Here is a 20,079-nt window from a genome sequence, read left to right as displayed (position 1 = left end):
GACGACGTCACGTACGGGAGCAAGCGCCTCGAACAGATTATGCAGGCGGCCCATGCGGAGGGCCGCTTCGTGCAGTTGTTCGTGGAGCCGCCGGCCGCCGGCGGCGCTCGCGGAGCCCGCCGCGTGAAGCAATCCGCCCCGTACGAGACGTGGCTGCTGCTCAATTTCAAGCTGGAGTTCGCCTGCGACCTGAAGCGCGAGGAGATCCATTCCTACGGCATCTCGCTCGTCAGCGGCAAGATGCGCCTCGATTACATGGAGGAGGTGCTGCGGATGGACGTCACGCCGAAGCTGCCGCCCCATGTCCATGTTCTGCCGTGGCGGCTGTCGCTGCCGGCGGCATTGTCCTATGTCGAGGAGCACCTCGCCGGGGTCATCGCCGGCCATGACGATACGTGGGCGCGCGAAGCGAGTGTCCGCCTCGAGGAGGAATTAAGCCGGCTCGCCTCCTACTATGAGCCGCTTATCCGCGAGGCGGGCCAGCAGCCGGGCCGCCTCCCCCATGAGGAGGCTCCCGCCCCGCCTTCAAGCGGGGAAGAGGAAGAGAATCGGCCCATGACCATCGGGGAGCAATACGAGGTGCGCCAGCAGGAAGTGCGGTGGCAGTTCGAGCCGCGAATTCAAGTGAGTCTCATTAACGCCGGGCTCGTTCATGTGCCCATGATCCAGTAGCGAGGGATAAGGAACATCCAGCAAGAGACCGACAAGCTGCGAGCTCCCGGCAAAGTGCCGTTCAGAGGCAGCGGCAAGGGTCCTGTTCCTCTGCCCTCGGCTTCCCCGGGCCTTGTCAGATTCTCGGAGCGCGATGTCCGCGGCGGTCGGCTATAATGCGCGGCGAATTGCCATTTTGCGGCAAAAATAGAACCGACTTCGCAAGGCGTGTCATCCCCTGTTCCGACAGCCTTTTTATCGCTTGTCCCTTACAATGAAATGGTTGAAACATGGCGCCGGACGGGTAATAACGTGTACATATACTGAACCGGTGCACGGCACCGCAAGAAGACGGCAAGCCTAATGGAATGTCATAGCCAAGAGAGGTGTTGGAGATGCAAAATACGCCTTGGTGGACAAGATTGGCCAGTCTGATGACAACGGCGGCGCTGACCTCGCTCGCCGCGGGAGGAGTCACGTTCACGGTGTTGGCCGCGTCGGATTCGCTGTACCCGCTTCGGGGAGAGCAGCCTCCCGTCATCTTGCCGAAGGCGCAGTCCGCTTATGTCGAACCGAAGGAAACGAATGAACACCGCTATTCGGTGATGCTGATTGGAATACGGAGCGCAGCGGAGCTCCATCATCCGGGGGACAGCCTCGCGGGGAACGCGCAGGCCGAATCCGTGCGAGACATCGCGGACCGTTACAAGCGGCAATTGGCGAAGAATGAACCGTTCACCGACTGGCGCGAGGCCGGACTCGAGACGATTCCGCTCGGTCCCGGGATGCACGGGTGGCTCGTCCGCGTCATTTCGGGCCAGGAGCAGATCGGATATATGATTCTGGAAGCGACCGAGCAAGGCGAGATCCGGCTCGCGGAATATGGGCGCGGCAGCGCCATACCGTATCAGGAGACGACCTTGCATCAAGCGCTGGCCCATCGGCTGCAAGCCGAAGACGCGGCTTCCTCCGCGGGCAATGACAGGCTGGCCGATATTGAGCCCTGCTTCTTCGACCCGCTGCTCACGGTGTGGCGTCTCGAATGGAGCAGCGGAGAGGTGGAATGGCTTGATGCGCAGAGCGGGGAATGGCTGCCTCCTTCCTTCAAGCCGGAGCGGCTGGCGGCGCCATGGAGCAAGGAGCGGCGGGCCGTCCTGGCCTCCAGCGCGCTCCCATCGAAGGAGGATGCCGCACCAGCGCTCCTCCGGGAGGGCGTTCCCGGGGGCGAAGGTCCCCTGACAGGCCGCGAAGAAGGAGATGCTGTTCCGGGCCCGAGCTCCTACCGGGAGCCGTTCGACCCGTACCACAATATTCTCTGGATGACCCGGCACCAGGATCTCCGCAAGCCCGAATCCGGAGCGCCGGCCGATTACAAGTCGAAGCGGTGGGTCTATGTGCAGCAGCGCCCCGGGCTCGATATGAAGATGCCATTCGCTTATATCGGTATGCAGCGCTGGGAGCCGGCCGGAGATGCTGCCGCTCCGGCTGAATCCAAGTATGTTATTATATCCAGCTACGATAAGGGAGCGATGCGCTGGATTCCGGCGGCAGACGCGCTCGCGAACGGATACTTCATCCCGCAATCCTAATCCGGTTATCGGCATACAAAAAGGCACCTCTGCCATCAGGAGTGTGCCTTTTCATCTTGCGGAGACCGCGGTCCTTTGCGCCAGCGCATCAGCTTGAGACGGGCCGCCCGGCGAAGGAACGGCTGCCCCGCCTGCCTCCACTTTCCTGCCCACATCTGCACGCTGAACGGCACCATCCCGAACCACTTCGTCTGCCACGGCTCCCTGGCACGGTTTTTGCGCTCCAATCTGCGTTCGCGCCGGGCCTCGACAGGGGTGTCGATATACGTGACGACCTGCTGCGTAATATATTTGATCAGGTCTTGACCTTTGGCCATGATGGCCACCTCCATCCAGTCCCTGATGGATGTTAGTGTGCCCCATTCCCAACCCGGCCAAACGCGAGCCCGCCTCGGAATGAAGCGCTGTCATATTGGGCACGATAAGAACAATCGATTCCATACAATGAAGGTGGTTCACGCGATATGCCTAATCTCCTGTCGTCCCGTAGGACAAGGCGATGGCTGTATGCCATCATAGCGGTGCTTATAGGCGTGTCATTCCTGCCCCTCCCTGCCTGCGCGCAGCAGGAGGCCGCCAGGAATGTCCATATTCCCGAACCGGTCGGCGCTTGGCCGGCCCCTGACAGACCCCCGGTCTACAGCGGCGCGTTTCCTTCCCCGCACGTGCTGATTGATGCGGGACACGGCGGAATTGACGGCGGTACGAGCTACGGGGATATTTTGGAGAAAAACATCAATCTCGCAATTGCCCGCAAGCTCTATTTATTGCTCAAAGCGCGCGGGGTGCCGGTCATTCTTAATCGTACCGGCGATTATGCCCTAAGCGATGACAACCGCTGGTCAGCCGTACGTTCGCGCCATTCCAAGGACTTGGCGCACCGGAAGCAGCTAAGTGAGGAAGTCCCCGTATCGATGTTCGTCAGTCTTCATGTCAATTGGTCGAAACGCTCGAAGGCGACCGGTCCGCTTGTCCTGCATCAGAACGAAGGCCGAAGCCGCTTGCTGGCTTCCCTCATTCAAGATTCATTGAACCCGCTCTTCTCAACGAGCACTCTTCCCGAGCATGGGAAGACGTACTACCTGCTGAAGCATGTCGACCAACCGGCTGTCATTGTGGAACTGGGCTATCTGAGCAACCCGAGGGATCGCCAAATGTTGACCGATCCGCGGTCGCAGACGGCGATTGCGTCCCGGCTCTGTGATGCGATCTTGCATTATCAGGCCATATATTGACTGCAAAGCGCCGGGAGGAACGATTTCCTTCCGGCGCTTCGCACAGGATACAACGGCCGCATCCGGCACTCCTCCCTGCCTGTATGGATGATGGATGCGTTAGCGCTGGCGAGGCTCTGACACATGCTGCCGGGGCGAAGCGGGAATGCCTTCCTTGGCGGCATTCAAGGACTGTGAAGGCAGTTCTTCCCTCGCCGCCCATGCCGAGGCGTCTCCGGCATATCCGGCTGCCGGAATCACCAGTGCGAGAACGATGGCCAGGCGCCTCATCCCTCTGCCCTGAAGCAATTTTCGCAATATTTCTTTAGCCCGTTTTCCTATCCCCTTTTTCATGTTCATCCCTCCATAGCTTGGGCCAGATTCTGTATATCGTTACTATGCGTCATTTGCGCAAAACCTATCCTGAAGGGGCCAATGGCAGACAGCCCGTAAAAATAAAATAACCCCTGTAGGATTTCCTTATCCTAAGGGGTTATCAGTATTCCTGAATCATGATTAAAGTTCACCCAATCGTGTAGAATGAAATGCATGAACGGAGGGCCTACCCATCCGTGAGATGACAGGTTCATATCCAAATTGTTCGAAAATTCCATGTACAGTGAATGACGTGAATTGTATCCATGTCCTTGTTCAAAAGCCCGGTTGCATCATTCCGCGATGAAAAACGATTACGCCGTGCGTTGATGAGCGCGGTGCATAATGACATAACCTTCCACGATACGATATTGTATCGTGCCCGCTTGCTCCATCGCCGTCAAGACGCGGGTCAAGGCGTCAACCGCATCCGAGATGATATCCAGCTCGATGCCGCGCGTATCCTGCAAATACCGTTTGTTCAACACTTCCCGGTATGGCACAGGCAGTCGGGCGCATGCTTCCTGGAATATCATTTCTTGCTCCTTCGCTCGGGAGATGGCATGGCGAATGCGCTCTTGCTCCCGGCACGTGCCTGGACGCTTCGCGTCCTGGATGTAGGACATCCGGTAGCTCAAGCGGCGTTCGTTGATCGCGCGGCTTGCCCGGTATCCGCCCAAATGGTTCAACCAATTGTGCACGAGTTGTGTATTCATTTGTATTACCTCCAAACCTTTCAACCTGCCGGACACTCTGCCCAGCAGAACTTCAAATTAATGTCGTTGTGTACAGTCCCCTTTTCGATAGACTATATTCTTGACTTCATAATAGTAACCGTAATCGAACACGATGAAACAGACTAGCGAATCGTGAGCTTCAAGCGAGTGCAGCGGCTAACCTTACAACAAACTTGGTGGCATGACAGACGGAATGGGCAGCAGATAAGGGTGATTCCGAAGTGAGATGTGGACAAGGTGTGTAAGTAAGATTCTAAAATGCGTAGGAGAGTGAAATTTACGATTATAAGATGTAATTATATACGTTCATTCATTAAATGTCAAGAAATATAAATGAAAAAGAAAAAAGGAAATCCACTTCCTATTGCGGGGATTTCCTGGTTCTCCGATCCTGCTTCAGACACATATAGAGGCATACCCCAGCCAAGACAAACAACGCCGCCGTCATGACCTGTTGAACAATAATCATCGTTCCACCCCGGTTTCATCCTAAAATTATGCAAATACGATTAGAAATGATAATCATTATCATCATTATACAAAGGGATGCTTCTTTTTTCAAGAGTCATGCTCCGTTTCGAAGTATTTTTCCCGTATTATGAATTTGACATTCGCCAGGCTTCGGCATATAGTTTTATCATCGAACTATTTCATTATGAAACAATATAGACAACTCTGCCGTGCATACACTCATTGAGGAGGAAGAAATATTGAATTCGAATGCCAATTCCAAACAATGGATTGATCGTTATATCGCAGCCTACTTCGATGTAACGAAACATCTGTTCGCCGATATCCGGGACGCCATTCAGGAAGAATTGACGCCCGAACAATTCCAGATTCTACTGTTCATCAGCGGATGCCGCCGCTGCAATCCCACCGAGCTGGCGGATGCTTTTCTTGTCGGCAAAAGCTCGATCACCGCGATCATTACCCGGCTTGCCGACCGCGGGCTCATCGACCGCACCCGGGATGAATCCGATCGCAGGCAGGTGTATCTATCCCTTACCCCCCGCGGCGAATCGGTGCTGAAGGAAGCGGAGCAGAAGGTCCAGGATATGGTATCTTCCTATCTGGTTCATTTCGAAGAGCGGGAGGTGGAAGCCTTCATCAGCACCTTCGAGAAGTTAGCCTATCTGATAAGGAGAGAGGAGTAGGAGCCTGAGCCGGCCTTCCGGGGAGGCTATCCCCGATCTGAAGATTACCGAGCAGGCCAAGACGCTCGAAAAAGGACTCGGTGAAGGAAGCCAGGGCCTGACAGACATTAAGAGCGGACTGTCCCAAGCCAGCAGCGCCTTGTCCGAGAACGCGCCGAAGCTGAAGGAAGCGGCAGGGCAGCTTACCGCGGGCACGAAGGCGCTCAAGGAAGGCATCCGGGAGCTGAAGGCCGGCCTGGCCCGTATTCAGCAAGGGATTGCGGACGGCTCGACTGGCGCCGGACAGCTCAAGGCCGGCTTGTCGCAAGCCAAGGCCAGCGCCTTGCGATTGGCCGCCGCCAATGAAAAGCTTCTCGCTTCATACCAGAAGATCGGCGACGGCATTCAGCAGGCGGACACCGGCCTGAAGCAGATGCAGCAGCAGCTCGACAGCGCCGCGAAGGCGCTGCAGTCGCTGGACAGCCGCTTCAGCCGCCTGGAAGCGAACTATCCCGATCTGCTGCGCGATGAAGATTACCTGGCCATCCGCGGCACCGTCACCGAGACCGGCAAGGGAACCGCCCAATTGGCGGCACCGCTTGGGAGCAAGCGGACATCGCCATCGGCGGCGTATCAAGCACCTTCGCCGATCTGAAGCAGATCTCCGGAGAAGACTATACCCGTACCGTCATCTTCATGATGGCCGGCATTCTGATCATCCTGATTCTTCTGCTGCGCTCCATCATCATGCCGTTATATTTGATCGCCTCGCTCATCTGACGTATTACACGTCGCTGGGCGTAACCGAGCTTATCTTCGTCGATATGCTCGGATACTCGGGCATCAGTTGGCCGACGCCGTTCTTCAGCTTCGTCATGCTCGTCGCGCTCGGCGTCAACTACAGCATCTTCTTGATGGACCGCTTCAACGAAAATAAGCATATGGATGCCGGCGCAGCCATTCTGCACGCGATGAAAAATATGGGCACCGTCATTATTTCGGCCGTCATCATTCTGGGAGGAACCTTCGCCTCCTTCTATCCGTCCGGCGTGCTCAGCATGCTGCAGATTGCGACGGTCGTTCTGTCCGGTCTCGTTCTCTATGCCATTTGGCTGCTGCCATTCTTCGTGCCCGTCATGGTCAAATTATTCGGTTCGGCCAATTGGTGGCCGTTCCGGGCAAGCCAGGCAGACGAGGCCAAGCGCGATCGAATCGCGATGTAGCACCTGAATAAATCCCCTCCCCGTCCGGAAGCGATTGCTCCGGACGTTTTTTTCGTGCATAACCCCTCTCCTATCAGGCAATCGTAGATCCAAGGAGGCGATATATATGAAAATCGTACTGGTCGCTGCATTTATTGCCGTTCCCTTCGTCATGGCTTGGCTTGGCCATCGGTATCGCATGCTTGGCACGGCGTTCCATCTATTGGCGCTGCTGAGCTTCTTTGTTGCGGGCTCCATCTTTGCTTCCGTGATGTATGAGGTGGTTAAGGAGGGCACCCAGTTAACGTCGCAAATCCATGCCGTCTTTTTATATCCGTCCTTCCTGATTGCCGGCGCTTATGTAGGGCTGTATATTCCCTACCGGCTGCTGCGGGAGCTTGCATTCCATCTGGATGACAAGGGACGAGTCTAAGAGAGCTTGCCCCATAGGAATGCGGGATCTCCCTGCGCTTATTTAATTCATATCCATAGGTTCGAGAATATACCCAATCCGAGATTGTCCAAGCCTTTTCCAATGGAAAATATGGCATTCGGCACCGGTCTGTTCCTGCGCAATCTGCAAGGGCTGTTCAAGGGAAGCCCGGATTTCCGTTCCTCGATCTGGCTGAGCTGGCTCGGAGCCCATCATCGGACGAATGCGGACGCCGCCGTGTTGAAGTACCAGGCGATCATAATCGCAATAAACGCCACGATGGCGGCCGTAATGCCGAGTCCGATCTTGGTTCCTCTGCTCATTCGAATCCCCTCCTTCTTCTCATCTTAATTCATACGTGCTTCTCCTGTTCCGGCTCCTGTCGAATCTTGCGTTGGCGCTCGAATAAAATCGTTCCCAGTGAGCCAGACTTCTCTCATATGAACAACGGCGAGGGTGAGCAAGGATGTCATCACAAAATGGAAAAGTGAATGAACGGATGTCGGACAATGTGCAGTGGCTGCAATCCATCTTCCCGCAAGCTCCCGACCTGATCTTCCGGAGCGTCGATACGCCGAACGGGCCTGAAGCCATGCTGGTCTATTTCGATGGCTTGGTCGATATGAATTCCATTAACAATCATGTTCTGCACCCGCTGATTGAAGCTCTGTCCAATACGGAATATTCCCTGCCTGTCACGGTCGGCAATGTGCAATCGACGACAGACATGAACCAGGTGGAGAAAATGCTGCTTAACGGCAAAAGCGTCCTCTTCCTGCCGGACGCAACCGAGGCCTATATCTTCGATACGTGCGGCTGGCCGCAGCGGTCGATTACAGATCCGTCAATCGAGGCGTCCATCAAAGGGTCTCACCAAGGCTTCGTTGAGACGGCCATTCAAAATATCGCTCTGATTCGGCGCTATATCCCGAACCGGGAGCTTCAGATCAAGCAGTTGAAGGTCGGGACAAGAGGAGAAAACACCATGTCCATCCTATACCTTCGCGATGTGGCCGATCCGGCCGTGCTTCAGGAGTTGGTCCGGCGCGTCGAGGGGCTGGACATCGACTCTATCCTCAACACGGGCGAGCTGTCCGAGCTGATCGAAGACGACGCTTACTCTCCGTTCCCGCAGTTGTTGATGACGGAGCGGCCCGACTCGGCGGCCTCTCATATTTTGCAGGGGCGTTATGTTGTCGTGGTCGATCGTTCGCCGAGCGTGCTGATCGGTCCGGTATCGTTCGTGTCGTTCTTCCAGAGCGTGGATGACTACAGCATGCGCTGGATCAATGCTTCCTTCATTCGGCTTCTGCGTTTTTTTGCTTTTTTTATCGCCCTGTTTTTGCCTTCGCTCTATATCGCGTTCATCACGTTCAATTTCGAGGTCATTCCGATCCAGCTTATTTTAACCGTGGCGGAATCAAGAGAACGCGTTCCTTTTCATCCGTTTTTGGAAGCATTTATTATGGAAGTGACCTTGGAGATGATGCGCGAGGCGGGAATCCGGCTGCCGGCTCCGATCGGACAGACGGTCGGGCTCGTTGGCGGCATTATTATCGGGCAGACCGCCGTCCAGGCGGGCATCGTCAGCAACATCATGGTTATCGTGGTCGCCTCCACCGCGATCGCATCCTTCATCATACCCAATTATGATATGGGAACGGCGATTCGCTTCTTGCGGTTTCCGATGATGCTGGTTGCCTTTCTGTACGGCTTCGTCGGCATCGTATGCGGGGCCATGCTTCTACTCTCTCACCTCTGCTCGCTGACTTCGCTCGGGGCCGCTTACGGAAGCCCGTTGGCTCCCGTCCGCTTCGCGGATCTGAAGGATACGTTCCTTCGCTTCCCGCTGTGGTCGATGAAATCCCGCCCTACCGGACCGGGTCCGCAGCAGATCAAGCGGCAAGGAGAGAATACATCTGAAGGAGGCAGGCCGAAGTGAATCCGTACCGCATCACCTTCCTGCAGTTCGCCTTGTTGATTCACGGGACTCAGGTGGCGACAAGCGTCCTGTCTCTGCCCCGCCAGCTCGCGGAGATCGCTTCGACGGACGGGTGGATTTCGGTTATATTGGCATGGGTGATCAACCTGTCGTTCAGTATACTTATGGTTGTCATCATGAGGCAGTATCCGGAAGATACGCTGCCGGAATTGCTGGAGCGGCTGTTCGGACGGGTAATCAGCAAGCTCGTGCTGGCTGTGGTCGCCTTGCATTTTATCTTATTGTGCTGGTCGATATTTGTCGCGACGATGCTGTACATTAAATCATGGTTCCTGGCGATGACGCCAATACCATACATTTTGCTCCTGTTGTTCATCCCTGCCTATGTGACAGCGAGAAAGCATATTACGCATATCGCCAGATATTCCGAAATCGTGTTTTATTTGACGATTTGGATGGCTCCCGTGCTTTTGCTTCCATTGCGAGAAGGGTATCTCATCCATTTCCTGCCGGTTCTCAAGGAAGGTTGGGCCCCCGTCATTAAGGCGATTCCGACCACGACTACGGCCTATCTCGGGTTCGAGATGGTATTCTTCGTCTACCCATTCTTAACGCGCAAGGATCTGGCGATCCAAGGCGTCGTGCTCGGGAATGCATTAACGATGCTGGTTTATGTCTTTGGGACCATTGTCTGCTTCGGTTTTTTTAGCCCGGACGAGATCATTCAATACAATCAACCGATTTTGAACCTGTTGAAAGTAATCGAATTCCGCTTTCTGGAACGATTCGACGTCATTTTCCTGGCGATCTATTTGATCGTCATTTCGACGTCGCTGGTTCCGTATTTGTACGGGGCTTCCGTCAGCGGCGCCAAGCTGTTCGGGACGAAGAACCATAGCCCATATGTGCTCGCAATATGTATTGGCACCTTACTGTTGGCGAGCTGGCTCAGGCCTTCGTGGCTGGAATCCCTTCGCTCTACTCAATGGGCCGGTTACTCCGGCATGGTCATATCGTATTTGCTGCCGCTTCTCTTATATCTGTCCATCAAAATTTATCAGAAGGTGACACCGAAGGAGGCGATCCAATGATGCGGCGTGCCATCACAATTGTTATTTTGCTGCTGGTTGTGCTCCCTCTTCCCGGGTGCGCAACCTATACGACCATTGAGAATATGACGCTGTCGCTGCTGGTCGGCCTCGATCTGGATGAAGAAGGCAACCTCTTGCTGGCCATATCAAGTCCGGTCTTTTCGAAGGAAGCCAAGGACAATGAAGAAGAATTCGAGGTCCGCTCGACCACCTTGCGCCATTCCCGCGAAGAATTCGACAAGCGGGCGCTTGGGATCACAACGGCTGGGAAGACGCAGGCGATCATCATCGGCAAGAAGCTTGCCGCGCAGGGGAATTGGTCATCTTTGCTTGATCCGTTCTATCGGGACACCAGGAGCACCGTGTCCGCCCGGGTCGTCTACTTCGATGGCGCCCTTAGCGACCTGATTCAATTTTCAGTCGAGGACAAGCCGCGACTCCCCTTACATTTGTCGAATCTGTTGGATACGGGTCTGCTGCGGAATGAGACAACCAAGACGACCGTCCAGGAATTCCATCGCCATATCCATGAGAGAGGGATAACCCCGAGCATCACCGGCATGCGCAAAGAGGAAGGCTTAGCCTTGACAGGCACCGCGCTGCTGGATAAATCGTCCCGGTTCAAAATGATGGCCGATTCCGACGAGACGAAGCTGATATACATATTAAGAAATAAAACAAAGGGCGAATTTCCGTTTACGCTTCGTCTCCCAATGGATCCAGGAAAAGGGCCCGAGAATATCGACATGAAGCAGATCAGCATCAATCTCCAGAGTATTAAGCCGAAGATTAAAGCACGATACGACCAGGGCCGCTTCGTGTTCGATGTAAACGTTCGCTCTATCGTCTATGTGACGGAACGTCTATTCCCGTTTGATGTCATGCAGCCGTCGCTGGAGCAGAAAATTAACGCCAGTCTGGAGGAGAAGTTCAACGCGCTTGTTCGCAAGCTCCAAAAGGCGCGCATCGATCCGGCCGGGTTCGGCATGTATGCAAGAGCCCACGCGTATCCGCAATGGAAGAAAGCCCAAGACCATTGGGAGGATTATTTCGAAGAGGCGATCGTCAATGTGAAGGTGAAAGTGAAGATCATCGGTATGGGCGCCGTAAAATAAGCGGGGCCGTAATGAGGCCGGGCTGATTCGCCGCACAGAGTACGGCGGCGAATCGGCCCGGCCTTAGATGGCTACAGATTCACACTGTTTTTTTGCTCCACCGGCATCTCGTCGGCATTCTTGAACAGCATTTTCAGCATAGGCGGCGTTACCAGCGTCGTAATAATGACCATGATGATGATCGACGTGAAATATTCCGGCTGCAGCAGCCCGGACTGCAAGCCTGTGGCTGCAATAATGAGGGCGACTTCTCCCCGGGAGATCATCCCTGCGCCAATCGCCAGCGAGGAGCGGCTGTCGAAACCGGTTACGCGCGCGCCCAGCCAGCCCCCGGCCAGCTTCGTCACGACGGCGATAATCGTAATGACAGCAAGCAGACCCAACTGGCTGCCGATGCCGTCGAACGACACATTCAGCCCGATGCTGACGAAGAAAACCGGAACGAAGATCGAATAAGCGATCGGCTCGACCTTATGCTCGACGTCATGCTTGTATGGGGTCATTGACACCGCGATGCCGGCGGCGAAGGCGCCGATTATGCCGGCCATTTGCATCCACTCGGCAAAATAAGAAAACGCAAAGCAAATAATCAAGGCGGCGCTAATCACCGCTTCGGTCACCTTGAGCGGAGCCAGCCATTTCATCACGCGCGGCACGATAAGCCAGCCGGCCACGAAAGTAATGGCGAAGAACAAGAGCTTCTTGCCGACAAGCAGTCCGAGGGAGACGTCTCCCCCTTGGCCGACGATGCTCATAATGAACGCCAGCAGGATGACGACAAGCACATCGTCCACGACGGCGGCCCCAAGGATCGTCGTCCCTTCTCTTGAATTAAGCTTGTTCATTTCTTTCAGCACCTGGACGGAGATGCTGACGGAAGTCGCGCAAAAGATAACGCCGAAGAACAGCGCATAATTCGAAGAGAAACCGAATGCGATCGCCGCCCCGTAGCCGCCAATAAATGGCAGAATAATGCCGCCAACGGCAACCGCGAACGCCGATTTCCAGTTTTTGCGAAGCTGATCGACATCGGTCTCCAGTCCGGCAATGAACATCAGCAGCAAGACGCCGATTTCAGATACCTGAGTGATAAAGCTGTCCTTCTCAATCCAGCCAAGCACAGCAGGACCAAGCAGGATGCCAACGATCAGCTTCCCCAATACGGCGGGCTGGCCGAGGCGGACCGAAATGTCGCCTGCCACCTTGGTGCACAGCAGAATCAAGGCAAGATACAGAATAAATTCCATTACGATTCCCCCACTCTTTACAATATTTAACATTTCTAAAAAAGACAAAGAGGAGCCCTAAATTGCCAGGCTCCTCCAAAATAAAACATATTTTTTTAGACGAAGTATTACTATTATACTCCACTTTATCGTAAGTTGCAAACCATTTCTCAGTAAGGGTTCAAAAAGGCCGTCCCTCGTCCGCCGACGACAGGACAGCCCCGGAACGAAAACGAAAATATGCTACTTGAACAGGGAGAGGCGTTGGGACGGGATGATGGTTGAGACAGCCGATTTGTTGATAAGGCTGTACTTGGAATCGATTTTGAGCACAATCGTGTACACATCGAATGACGTAATCATACCCTTCATCTGGATTCCATTTTTCGTAATGAGCGTGACGGGCACTTCCTGCTGTATCGCTTCCGTAAGAAACTGCTCTTGCAAGCTTCGATCGGTCGATTTCTTCAAGTGCAATCATCCCCTTCCTTGTAAAGTCAACCTACTGCTAAGTTTACCAGATTTCAGACAGATAGAAAAATAGTTCACAAGATGTCTTCTCCCGGCCCCAAAACGTGTCTGTACTCTTACTATATCGTCAAGTTTGACGAAATCGTTTGGCGGAAATCCCTATCCTGATTTTCCGGCTTTCCCCATACATAATCCCCGCATCCACTCCCATACTAAGTGTGATCTGCTGCGCAGGGGGGTGAATGGAAGTGGAAACAAGAAGTCTGGGCGCGCACGAGACGTTGGAGCTTCATGAGCTCCTCACTTTTAAAAATGCATGCATGACCAAAACGGCGACGATGGTCAACCTGGTGTCCTGCCAGGAGCTGAAAGGCTTGATGCAGCAAGACATTCAACAATCGGCCCAAGCCATTAAGGATTATCAAGGACTGTTATCCAGAGCCCGCAGTTCATGATGAAAGGAGGTCCACAATGAACACAATCATGGAAAACTTGACCGGCATGGCCGGGATGACTGATCAGGTCGTCGCGACGGATATGCTGATTGCAGCCAAGTCCGGAATTAAAGATCTGGCTACCGCGCTCACCGAAGCCGCGACTCCGGAGGTACGGACGGTCCTGCGCAATCACCTCGATACCGCCATTCAGGCCCATGAGCAATTAACCGCGTACATGGTGAAGAATGGCTATTACCACCCGTATAACCTGCAGGAGCAGCTTCAGCTTGATATGAACAATGCCAACACGGCATTGAACATGGTACAGCGGAACGGATAGCAGGCCGTTCGAGATTGGGGAACGGTCCTGTCGCACCGGATTTTGTTCCCCTCTTTCCTTCCCTGTCTCTTGCCCCTTGATTCCCCCTCGCCTTTTATCCAATTATTATACAAAAAGGGAAACAACGTCAACCTCAACGCGATATTGGCACAGACAAAGATTGCATATTCTCTGTCTTGTCCGCACTTGCTGGCACATAGAATAAGAAGAAGAGCTGCAAGTGAGGTGATGATTTGCCCATGCTGTCTGTCGCAAGAGGCTGTTTATTCTTTATTATCGGGGCCGTGTGCATACTGATGCTGGCCATTCTGGCGGGAGGAGCTCTCTTCCTGTCCTTGTTCTTCGTGCTTCCGATTTTGTTCCTTGCCATCTGGAAAGCGTCGCGGGGCCGAAGATAAGAAAGAATCCTCAACTCCATCCAATCAGTTGCTGGATTCTGCCCAGGACGGTTATCCCCTTCCGCGGACAAGATTCTTAGGGAATTATACCTAGGCAAAGACAGGATTGCTATTGGATATTGCATTATCGGGTTTTGTCGAGGCTCTGCTTGCCATTCAGAACGGGGGCACTAGCTCAGCGGCGGATTCTCGAGGATGAAGGAGCGTTAACATAATGGAAGAGGAGCTGGTGTCTTGCCAGCCCCTCTTAAGCAGGAATGATTCGATGTGGATTATGCTTGTTGATATGCGCCTTTTACCGCTTTTACGTAGTAGACGGCATGCTCCGATTTAATAATATGTTCCGGCTTCGGCTTTCCCCGGCTCTGTCTATGCCCCTCCAGATGCACTTCGCTCGTCTCCCAGTTTTTCCACGCTTCTTCCGATTCCCAGCGAATCATGACGACGACTTCCTCGTCGCCTCTTCTCGCTTTTTTGACGAGAACGCTCAAGTCGATAAATCCTTCAAATTTTTCAATCGCGCCTTCACCCGAGAAACGCTGCACAACCAAGTCGGAAGTGCCTTCTTTGACCGTAATCGTTTTTGTTTCTATAAACATTTATTTTCCTCTCCTTCTAAATTCATCATATCACGCTCCTTCCATTATAATTGATGATGATTATTATTTTCAATTATGCCGGTTCCCGGCGAATCAGCTCTTCGAACCGCCGGATCTCCTCCTCCGCCTACTCGTACTCTCCAAGCATCGTCAGCGTGACGATCCGATTGTTCCTGATCGTGGGGACCACTTTCCCCTGATTATGGACGTATACCAGATTGGCTTCCGCCTTGGACAGAGTAAGAAGCGCCTCCTGATGCAGGCCCATCGCGAAGCAATAACCGCTGTATGCGGCATACAGCCAGGAGCCGAGTGGGGCACAACCAAAATGTATGTGCATATTACCGCTAACGGCAAGGAAGAAACAATCGGAGCGGACAGCGGAGATCCTTTTTCGCGTTACTACTATACACTGACCGCCTATGACGAGGAAGGCAGCGCATGATGCACCTGCAAACAAACGGGCAATAGAGTGTGCCCATCCTGCTCGAAATATTTTCCGCTCGTAACAATGGGCAGCAAATACCGCCCATCGCCGAATATATTTCAGGTTAAAGCCGGTAAAGCTTATCCATGGAATACACGACACGGAAAATGTATTGGGCGGCTCGTTCTCTTTGGCCCGGATGCCCTTGACCTCGCCATACCTTCTCATATCTTCCTGATAGTTCTCGTAAAAACGGTTAAAATCGTCCGAATAATCGGTCCACATTGCCGAAAACGTGCAGTCGTCCTTGTGGAAAAAGGTAAAAAGCGGAACCATGCTCTCCCAATAACCTAATCGGCCTTCCTGATCATAGCAGGTTCGGAATTCACGATGCGCATTGACCGTTTTGGTAACCATATAGAGAAAAGCAGGGTATAACTTGACCCCTCGTGCCCGCAGAACAGGCAGCAATGAGGTAATGTTGATGTTCGCCGAGATACTGAACGTGCATCTCGCTGCATGCAAATAATGTTCGAAGTAAGGCTTTCTTCCCCAATTCTCCATGTCGATAGGATGGAAATTCATTGTATATAACCTCCTGACGGGCTGGCCAAGCTGACGAATCTGGAGTCGCTGAAGCTGAAAGGGATCCGTGATTTGAGCCCGCTGGCCCATCTGAAGAAGCTGCGCAGTCTCGAGCTGAGAAGATCGTCCGGAACAAGCGATCTTCGCCCGCTCGCCGGACTTGTCCGATTGGAGGAACTGTCGCTCGTGGACCATATCGGCGGAATCGACGAGGCCTCCTCGATCTTCAAGCTGGGCAAGCTCAAGCGGCTGCAGCTATCGAACAGCAACGTATATGGCGATATGTCCGGCATCAGTGCCCTGCGGGAGCTGGAGGAGCTGCGCATCCAGAATTCGGAGGTGCATCTCAAGCTGGCGTCCCTAACCGGGCTGAGCAAGCTGAAGAAGCTGGCCATCAACAACAGCGGCCTGATTTATAACGTTTTTATCGAACGGCAAGGGTTTATGACCAGCTATTATTATGACGACCGGAACTGGGACGAGGAGCTCGGCCAATGGAAAGGCCTGCCGCAGCTGCGCCTGGTCGATCTGCGGGACAATCCCGTTCTGGACTGGTCGTCTGCCGATCAGATGCAGGATACCGTGTTTTTGCGCACCATGTAGCTGCATCTGCCGCTTCGAAGCGTACTTGTCGATTATGCAGGGTCCCCATCGCAAGGCAGGGGCCCTATTTGCATCCGCGCGGCATTCCGTGAATTGACACGGCAAAATCCTAGAGGTTATTATAGAGCTGCGAAGTCTTTAATTGGGAGTGAATTTTACGACTTTACTTTTGCGGCTTCACCATAGTATTTGTTAACTGCTCCAATTCCGCCCTTCCCTCCATCCTCTTCCTGGCCGATCGCGCCGCACCAGAATTTCGAACTCCCGGAACCGTGATACCAAGTGAATGACAGGAGGCTAGTATGTATGGAAAACCCATGGCATGAGCGTTTTCGTTCGGACGACTATTATTATGGAGAAGAAGCGAATGTATTTATTCAGCAACAGGCCTTTCGGCTAGAGGCATGCAAGAAGATCATCGCATTTGCCGAAGGAGAAGGCAGGAATGCGGTGTTTTTGGCAACGAGAGGGCATGAGGTGACCGCCCTTGATTATGCGGATAGCGGTCTGCTCAAAACGAAAAAGCTGGCTCAGAAGCATGCGGTCCACGTGCATGCCGCAAAAGCGGATCTATTGACCGATCCCGTGCCGCACGAGGAATACGATGGAGCCATCATGGTATTTGGACATTTTCATCAAGAGGCTCAGAAAACGGTGCTTGCGAAGCTGAAAAATGCGGTAAAACCCGGGGGGATGATCATGCTTGAAGTATACTCCCGGGAGCAATTGCATTATGGCACAGGCGGCCCCCGGGAGCCGGGCATGCTGTACGATCCGCGGGATCTGCTTGCATGGTGCGAAGGTCATCATCTCATCCATTTCTTCTATGGAGAGCAAGAGCGGGTGGAAGGAAAGGGACATACCGGTCTAGCCCATGTCATTCAGCTTGTAGTAAAAAAATAAGGCACGGACACATGTACGGGGCCTGCCAATCGCAGCATTACATAGATTAGCGGCCCCCCTCCCCTTCTGTGCCATCGAACATCTCGCGCTGCAAATGAAACGGTCTGGCGCTTTCTTCGATCACCAGTTTACTCTATTTCGATAGCACTTCGCCGGATTCCGGTTGTGTCTGCAGCGCCATGCCCATGACCTTATTTGGCTTCCCTTGCCTTCCCGCAGCTCCGGAACAGCTCGTCTTCCGTCTTGCATAACGGCAGTCCCATCCGGGCGTGCAGCTTGACGAGCCACGGCTGAGCCAGTCCGGCCTCCCGCACCAGGGCGGCGTCGGCGAACACCTCGGTCTCCGGGCCTTCCGACAGGACGCGCCCTTGCTTCAATATATACACGTAATTGCAGATTTCATAGATCAAATCAATATCATGGCTGGAAATCAATATATTTTTCCCGGCTTCGGCCAAATCGCGAATCAGCTCCATCATCATCTGCCGGCCTTCCGGATCAAGCCCCGCCGTACGGCGAAGAAGCAAATAATTCCAGTGACATGAATGGGATTTCGTCCGCTTCACAGTAGCTAGGGCCTGTAGAGGAATCGCACCTCTTTCCCTGATCTCCGCTCAGTTATCTATTCAATTTTTATCAGGTTGAATTTTTTTCACTTGAATTGCGTGAATCTCTCTTAGATGAATCATAGCTTGGTTGATATTGCGCCGCCTGTGATGGAACTCACTGCACGCCGGTTTTCCGGATAACAAAAAGAGCGTTTCAAGCCTGCTGACGGGCTCAAACGCTCTTTATAAAATCTTTGCGGCAGGAATGTCCAGCCTTCGTTACATCATTTCGCTCAGGTTTTTCGCCTGCGCATCCAGATTATCTGCCGCTTTGCCGATTTTGGCAAATTCCTCGGTAGCTTGCTTGATTTGATGCTGACATGCGACGATTGCATTCCGGGAGTTTTTCGTCCCCCCGCCGACCTGTCCTACCTTATCGGCGATTCCCTCGATGGCGGCTTGAACATCTTTGGCCGCCTGCTGGACATGCTCCGCCAGCTTCCGTACCTCGGCGGCCACCACCTGAAACCCCAGCCCATGCTCCCCGGCATGGGCCGCCTCAATCGCCGCGTTCAGGCCCAGCAGGTGGGTTTGGGTGGCAAAATCCCGGATCATCTGTACAATTCCCTTGATGGCTTTCGACTGTTCTTCCAATTCCCGCAGGAGGGTTAAGTTATCTTCGCTGTCCGTCACCGCGTGCTGAATGGCGGCCGCAACCTGCTGATTGCGCTCCACGCCTTCTTCCGTCCGCTTCAGCAAGTCCTCCGCCATCAGCCGCAGCTCGTTCTTCATTCGGGAGGCGGCATTTTCCCTTGGCGTGATGTCGGTCGCCACCTTCAAGACGGCCACTGCGCAGCCGTTATCGTCAAGAACCGGCATATACGTTGCTTCCAGCCACACCAGTTCCCCATTTTTCGCTACCCGGGCGATTTTCTGTTGAAATTTGAAACCGTTCCGCAAATTCTCCCAAAACGTATCATACTCCGAACTTCCGACAAACTGTACTGTGCAGAACATCCGGTGGTGCTTTCCGGCAAGTTCGGAGGCCGTGTACCCCATCGTCTGGGCAAACAGATGGTTCGCCCAAAGAAACTCGCCCTGGATGTTAAATTCAATCATGGCGAGCGACTGCTCCAATGCGGCCAGCACCGCTTGTTCCTCCAGCACTTGTGTACTTTCATGTCTTATCCCGCTATTCATTCATGCGCATCTCCCTTTTTTCCTTCCATTGCCGCAGACATGCCATCCATGCCCGCTTGCCCCCGGTTGATTCCGACCTCTATATCCCCGCCCTTGAGTGGCGCAACCGCTGGCTGATGGCCAAGCCCCGGTCCGACACCTCGATATTTGCACATTGATGAATGATCAGCCTATGTCGTGTGGACATACCGCGAATAAGATCTGCCAATTTTTATGTAAATATTCCTCTATTTTTATGAATTGGCATTACTTTCGCCCCGTTTTCTAAGCTGCTGTTTCAATATGCCTTAGGACTTTTTAATTATATAACATAGATCTCAACCATTTTTGAAACAAAAAATTGGGGCTGTCCCATCAGCAGTGTTTCGCTGCAGTGATGAGACAACCCCTCATTCTCCAAACTCGGCTTGCCGAAATAATGCAAAAATACAGGTTTCCATCATGAGGTGTCGCCCGTTAGCGGGATTCCTGCAAAACTGCAGGAATTTCAGGCTTTGTCCACTAGCGTTGCATTGAGCGGTTAGTTCATACCTGAATCCGTGAAATGAAATCATAGAAAAGTTAGAAAATGAGTCTCCGGTAAAGTAAAATAAAGAAAAGGGAAGAATTCCCGTATTTTCTTTAACTCACCCCGGAGGTGCCATTGATGAAACCCGTACGTTTTCAACTGGATCAGTCCGTGGAGATGCTGACCGCTCATTCCGGTCTTGCCCTCATTGGCTTGCTCCTTTCCCATACCCAGATTGCCAAGCGCTTGACTCGTTCCTCGCTTCCCGGTGTACATCAACCCACGGTCACTCACCCGGATGTGGTCTACGCGTACCTGGGGCTACTTTGTCAAGGGAAAAGTGACTTTG

General features: G+C 53.4%; 22 protein-coding genes, 3 pseudogenes and 1 riboswitch. Of the genes and pseudogenes, 16 read left to right on the top strand and 9 right to left on the bottom strand.

Going from position 1 to position 20,079, the window contains the following annotated elements:
• On the top strand, window positions 1-672 hold a 672-nt coding region (locus tag ABD76_RS16605), incomplete at its 5' end, for a YqhG family protein (RefSeq protein WP_242069608.1).
• A gap of 374 nt (window positions 673-1,046) precedes the next feature.
• Window positions 1,047-2,240, top strand: a complete 1,194-nt coding sequence (locus ABD76_RS16600) for a phospholipid phosphatase (RefSeq protein ID WP_242069607.1) — start codon at window positions 1,047-1,049, stop codon at window positions 2,238-2,240.
• A gap of 35 nt (window positions 2,241-2,275) precedes the next feature.
• Here ABD76_RS16600 and ABD76_RS16595 read toward each other — a convergent pair whose 3' ends face one another.
• Window positions 2,276-2,557: a YqzE family protein gene (locus tag ABD76_RS16595; protein ID WP_197258345.1), complete on the bottom strand. Its 282-nt coding sequence runs from the start codon at window positions 2,555-2,557 to the stop codon at window positions 2,276-2,278.
• 147 nt (window positions 2,558-2,704) lie between these two features.
• On the opposite strand from ABD76_RS16595, the gene ABD76_RS16590 reads away from it, so the two are divergent.
• Window positions 2,705-3,475: an N-acetylmuramoyl-L-alanine amidase gene (locus ABD76_RS16590; protein ID WP_206765697.1), complete on the top strand. Its 771-nt coding sequence runs from the start codon at window positions 2,705-2,707 to the stop codon at window positions 3,473-3,475.
• Window positions 3,476-3,574: 99 nt separating this feature from the next.
• On the opposite strand, the gene ABD76_RS16585 is transcribed toward ABD76_RS16590, so the two are convergent.
• Both ABD76_RS16585 and ABD76_RS16580 read right to left on the bottom strand, forming a co-directional pair.
• Entirely contained in the window at window positions 3,575-3,808 is a 234-nt protein-coding gene (locus ABD76_RS16585; RefSeq protein ID WP_242069606.1) for an ATPase, read from the bottom strand.
• A gap of 335 nt (window positions 3,809-4,143) precedes the next feature.
• Complete coding sequence (locus tag ABD76_RS16580; protein ID WP_197258343.1) at window positions 4,144-4,545, bottom strand: DNA-directed RNA polymerase; 402 nt, start codon at window positions 4,543-4,545, stop codon at window positions 4,144-4,146.
• Window positions 4,546-5,276: 731 nt separating this feature from the next.
• Here ABD76_RS16580 and ABD76_RS16575 point away from each other — a divergent pair.
• The 6 genes and pseudogenes from ABD76_RS16575 (at window position 5,277) to ABD76_RS16550 (ending at window position 11,485) form a co-directional block, all read left to right on the top strand.
• A complete protein-coding gene (locus ABD76_RS16575) occupies window positions 5,277-5,723 on the top strand; it encodes a MarR family winged helix-turn-helix transcriptional regulator (RefSeq protein ID WP_197258342.1) in 447 nt (148 codons plus the stop codon).
• Window positions 5,724-5,817: 94 nt separating this feature from the next.
• Window positions 5,818-6,925 (top strand): annotated as a pseudogene (locus ABD76_RS16570) (MMPL family transporter); the annotation flags it as partial.
• A 106-nt stretch (window positions 6,926-7,031) separates the two neighbouring features.
• The gene (locus ABD76_RS16565; protein WP_197258341.1) at window positions 7,032-7,337 is read left to right on the top strand and encodes a transposase; all 306 of its coding nucleotides are present in this window, start codon (window positions 7,032-7,034) and stop codon (window positions 7,335-7,337) included.
• A 466-nt stretch (window positions 7,338-7,803) separates the two neighbouring features.
• Window positions 7,804-9,279 (top strand): spore germination protein, encoded by a 1,476-nt coding sequence (locus ABD76_RS16560; RefSeq protein WP_197258340.1) that lies wholly within the window; start codon window positions 7,804-7,806, stop codon window positions 9,277-9,279.
• The gene (locus tag ABD76_RS16555; RefSeq protein WP_197258339.1) at window positions 9,276-10,370 is read left to right on the top strand and encodes an endospore germination permease; all 1,095 of its coding nucleotides are present in this window, start codon (window positions 9,276-9,278) and stop codon (window positions 10,368-10,370) included. The genes ABD76_RS16560 and ABD76_RS16555 overlap by 4 nt, the downstream gene beginning before the upstream one ends.
• Window positions 10,367-11,485: a Ger(x)C family spore germination protein gene (locus ABD76_RS16550; protein ID WP_197258338.1), complete on the top strand. Its 1,119-nt coding sequence runs from the start codon at window positions 10,367-10,369 to the stop codon at window positions 11,483-11,485. Before ABD76_RS16555 ends, ABD76_RS16550 begins: the two co-directional genes overlap by 4 nt.
• Window positions 11,486-11,556: 71 nt before the next feature.
• On the opposite strand, the gene ABD76_RS16545 is transcribed toward ABD76_RS16550, so the two are convergent.
• Window positions 11,557-12,732, bottom strand: coding sequence for a cation:proton antiporter (locus ABD76_RS16545; protein ID WP_197258337.1), 1,176 nt, complete (start codon window positions 12,730-12,732; stop codon window positions 11,557-11,559).
• A 222-nt stretch (window positions 12,733-12,954) separates the two neighbouring features.
• Complete coding sequence (hfq, locus tag ABD76_RS16540; protein ID WP_087442306.1) at window positions 12,955-13,182, bottom strand: RNA chaperone Hfq; 228 nt, start codon at window positions 13,180-13,182, stop codon at window positions 12,955-12,957.
• A gap of 248 nt (window positions 13,183-13,430) precedes the next feature.
• Here hfq and ABD76_RS16535 point away from each other — a divergent pair, with 248 nt between their 5' ends.
• The 3 genes from ABD76_RS16535 to ABD76_RS16525 all read left to right on the top strand — a co-directional run bounded on the left by ABD76_RS16535 (window position 13,431) and on the right by ABD76_RS16525 (window position 14,357).
• Window positions 13,431-13,637, top strand: a complete 207-nt coding sequence (locus ABD76_RS16535; RefSeq protein WP_420901953.1) for a spore coat protein — start codon at window positions 13,431-13,433, stop codon at window positions 13,635-13,637.
• 16 nt (window positions 13,638-13,653) lie between these two features.
• The gene (locus ABD76_RS16530; protein WP_197258335.1) at window positions 13,654-13,959 is read left to right on the top strand and encodes a spore coat protein; all 306 of its coding nucleotides are present in this window, start codon (window positions 13,654-13,656) and stop codon (window positions 13,957-13,959) included.
• A gap of 239 nt (window positions 13,960-14,198) precedes the next feature.
• Window positions 14,199-14,357 carry a hypothetical protein gene (locus ABD76_RS16525; RefSeq protein WP_197258334.1) on the top strand — a complete coding sequence of 53 codons (159 nt, stop codon included), beginning with the start codon at window positions 14,199-14,201 and terminating at the stop codon, window positions 14,355-14,357.
• Between the two features lie 272 nt (window positions 14,358-14,629).
• Here ABD76_RS16525 and ABD76_RS16520 read toward each other — a convergent pair whose 3' ends face one another.
• Entirely contained in the window at window positions 14,630-14,956 is a 327-nt protein-coding gene (locus tag ABD76_RS16520) for an antibiotic biosynthesis monooxygenase family protein (protein WP_197258333.1), read from the bottom strand.
• 202 nt (window positions 14,957-15,158) lie between these two features.
• On the opposite strand from ABD76_RS16520, the gene ABD76_RS30975 reads away from it, so the two are divergent.
• Window positions 15,159-15,401 carry a DUF1093 domain-containing protein gene (locus ABD76_RS30975; protein WP_420901954.1) on the top strand — a complete coding sequence of 81 codons (243 nt, stop codon included), beginning with the start codon at window positions 15,159-15,161 and terminating at the stop codon, window positions 15,399-15,401.
• Between the two features lie 147 nt (window positions 15,402-15,548).
• Here the strand turns inward: ABD76_RS30975 and ABD76_RS16510 are convergent.
• Window positions 15,549-15,947: pseudogene (locus ABD76_RS16510) on the bottom strand (CatA-like O-acetyltransferase); the annotation flags it as partial.
• A gap of 93 nt (window positions 15,948-16,040) precedes the next feature.
• On the opposite strand from ABD76_RS16510, the gene ABD76_RS16505 reads away from it, so the two are divergent.
• Both ABD76_RS16505 and ABD76_RS16500 read left to right on the top strand, forming a co-directional pair.
• On the top strand, window positions 16,041-16,571 hold the full coding sequence (locus tag ABD76_RS16505; protein WP_197258331.1) for a leucine-rich repeat domain-containing protein: 531 nt from the start codon (window positions 16,041-16,043) through the stop codon (window positions 16,569-16,571).
• 306 nt (window positions 16,572-16,877) lie between these two features.
• Window positions 16,878-17,474: a class I SAM-dependent methyltransferase gene (locus ABD76_RS16500; RefSeq protein WP_197258330.1), complete on the top strand. Its 597-nt coding sequence runs from the start codon at window positions 16,878-16,880 to the stop codon at window positions 17,472-17,474.
• A 191-nt stretch (window positions 17,475-17,665) separates the two neighbouring features.
• Here ABD76_RS16500 and ABD76_RS16495 read toward each other — a convergent pair whose 3' ends face one another.
• Together ABD76_RS16495 and ABD76_RS16490 are read right to left on the bottom strand one after the other, a co-directional pair.
• Window positions 17,666-17,956 (bottom strand): ATP-binding cassette domain-containing protein, encoded by a 291-nt coding sequence (locus ABD76_RS16495; protein WP_420901952.1) that lies wholly within the window; start codon window positions 17,954-17,956, stop codon window positions 17,666-17,668.
• Window positions 17,915-18,076, bottom strand: a riboswitch (cobalamin riboswitch). (Overlaps the previous gene by 42 nt.)
• A 225-nt stretch (window positions 18,077-18,301) precedes the next feature.
• On the bottom strand, window positions 18,302-19,222 hold the full coding sequence (locus ABD76_RS16490) for a methyl-accepting chemotaxis protein (RefSeq protein WP_197258328.1): 921 nt from the start codon (window positions 19,220-19,222) through the stop codon (window positions 18,302-18,304).
• 646 nt (window positions 19,223-19,868) lie between these two features.
• Here ABD76_RS16490 and ABD76_RS16485 point away from each other — a divergent pair.
• A pseudogene (locus ABD76_RS16485) lies at window positions 19,869-20,079 on the top strand (IS1380 family transposase); the annotation flags it as partial.

The sequence above is a fragment of the Paenibacillus dendritiformis genome (genome assembly GCF_015845845.1).
Lineage (GTDB): Bacteria > Bacillota > Bacilli > Paenibacillales > Paenibacillaceae > Paenibacillus_B > Paenibacillus_B dendritiformis_C.
The sequence above is the reverse complement of the archived record's forward strand: the minus strand, read 5'-3'. Positions and strand labels throughout refer to the sequence as shown.

Excerpts from the sequence above, each read along its gene's own strand:
- ABD76_RS16600 (WP_242069607.1), top strand. The coding sequence starts at position 1,047 with ATGCAAAATACGCCTTGGTGGACAAGATTGGCCAGTCTGATGACAACG.
- ABD76_RS16595 (WP_197258345.1), bottom strand. The coding sequence starts at position 2,557 with ATGGCCAAAGGTCAAGACCTGATCAAATATATTACGCAGCAGGTCGTC.
- ABD76_RS16590 (WP_206765697.1), top strand. The coding sequence starts at position 2,705 with ATGCCTAATCTCCTGTCGTCCCGTAGGACAAGGCGATGGCTGTATGCC.
- ABD76_RS16585 (WP_242069606.1), bottom strand. The coding sequence starts at position 3,808 with ATGAAAAAGGGGATAGGAAAACGGGCTAAAGAAATATTGCGAAAATTG.
- ABD76_RS16580 (WP_197258343.1), bottom strand. The coding sequence starts at position 4,545 with ATGAATACACAACTCGTGCACAATTGGTTGAACCATTTGGGCGGATAC.
- ABD76_RS16565 (WP_197258341.1), top strand. The coding sequence starts at position 7,032 with ATGAAAATCGTACTGGTCGCTGCATTTATTGCCGTTCCCTTCGTCATG.
- ABD76_RS16560 (WP_197258340.1), top strand. The coding sequence starts at position 7,804 with ATGTCATCACAAAATGGAAAAGTGAATGAACGGATGTCGGACAATGTG.
- ABD76_RS16550 (WP_197258338.1), top strand. The coding sequence starts at position 10,367 with ATGATGCGGCGTGCCATCACAATTGTTATTTTGCTGCTGGTTGTGCTC.
- ABD76_RS16545 (WP_197258337.1), bottom strand. The coding sequence starts at position 12,732 with ATGGAATTTATTCTGTATCTTGCCTTGATTCTGCTGTGCACCAAGGTG.
- ABD76_RS16530 (WP_197258335.1), top strand. The coding sequence starts at position 13,654 with ATGAACACAATCATGGAAAACTTGACCGGCATGGCCGGGATGACTGAT.
- ABD76_RS16525 (WP_197258334.1), top strand. The coding sequence starts at position 14,199 with ATGCTGTCTGTCGCAAGAGGCTGTTTATTCTTTATTATCGGGGCCGTG.
- ABD76_RS16520 (WP_197258333.1), bottom strand. The coding sequence starts at position 14,956 with ATGTTTATAGAAACAAAAACGATTACGGTCAAAGAAGGCACTTCCGAC.
- ABD76_RS30975 (WP_420901954.1), top strand. The coding sequence starts at position 15,159 with ATGGACGTATACCAGATTGGCTTCCGCCTTGGACAGAGTAAGAAGCGC.
- ABD76_RS16500 (WP_197258330.1), top strand. The coding sequence starts at position 16,878 with ATGGAAAACCCATGGCATGAGCGTTTTCGTTCGGACGACTATTATTAT.
- ABD76_RS16495 (WP_420901952.1), bottom strand. The coding sequence starts at position 17,956 with ATGATGATGGAGCTGATTCGCGATTTGGCCGAAGCCGGGAAAAATATA.
- ABD76_RS16490 (WP_197258328.1), bottom strand. The coding sequence starts at position 19,222 with ATGAATAGCGGGATAAGACATGAAAGTACACAAGTGCTGGAGGAACAA.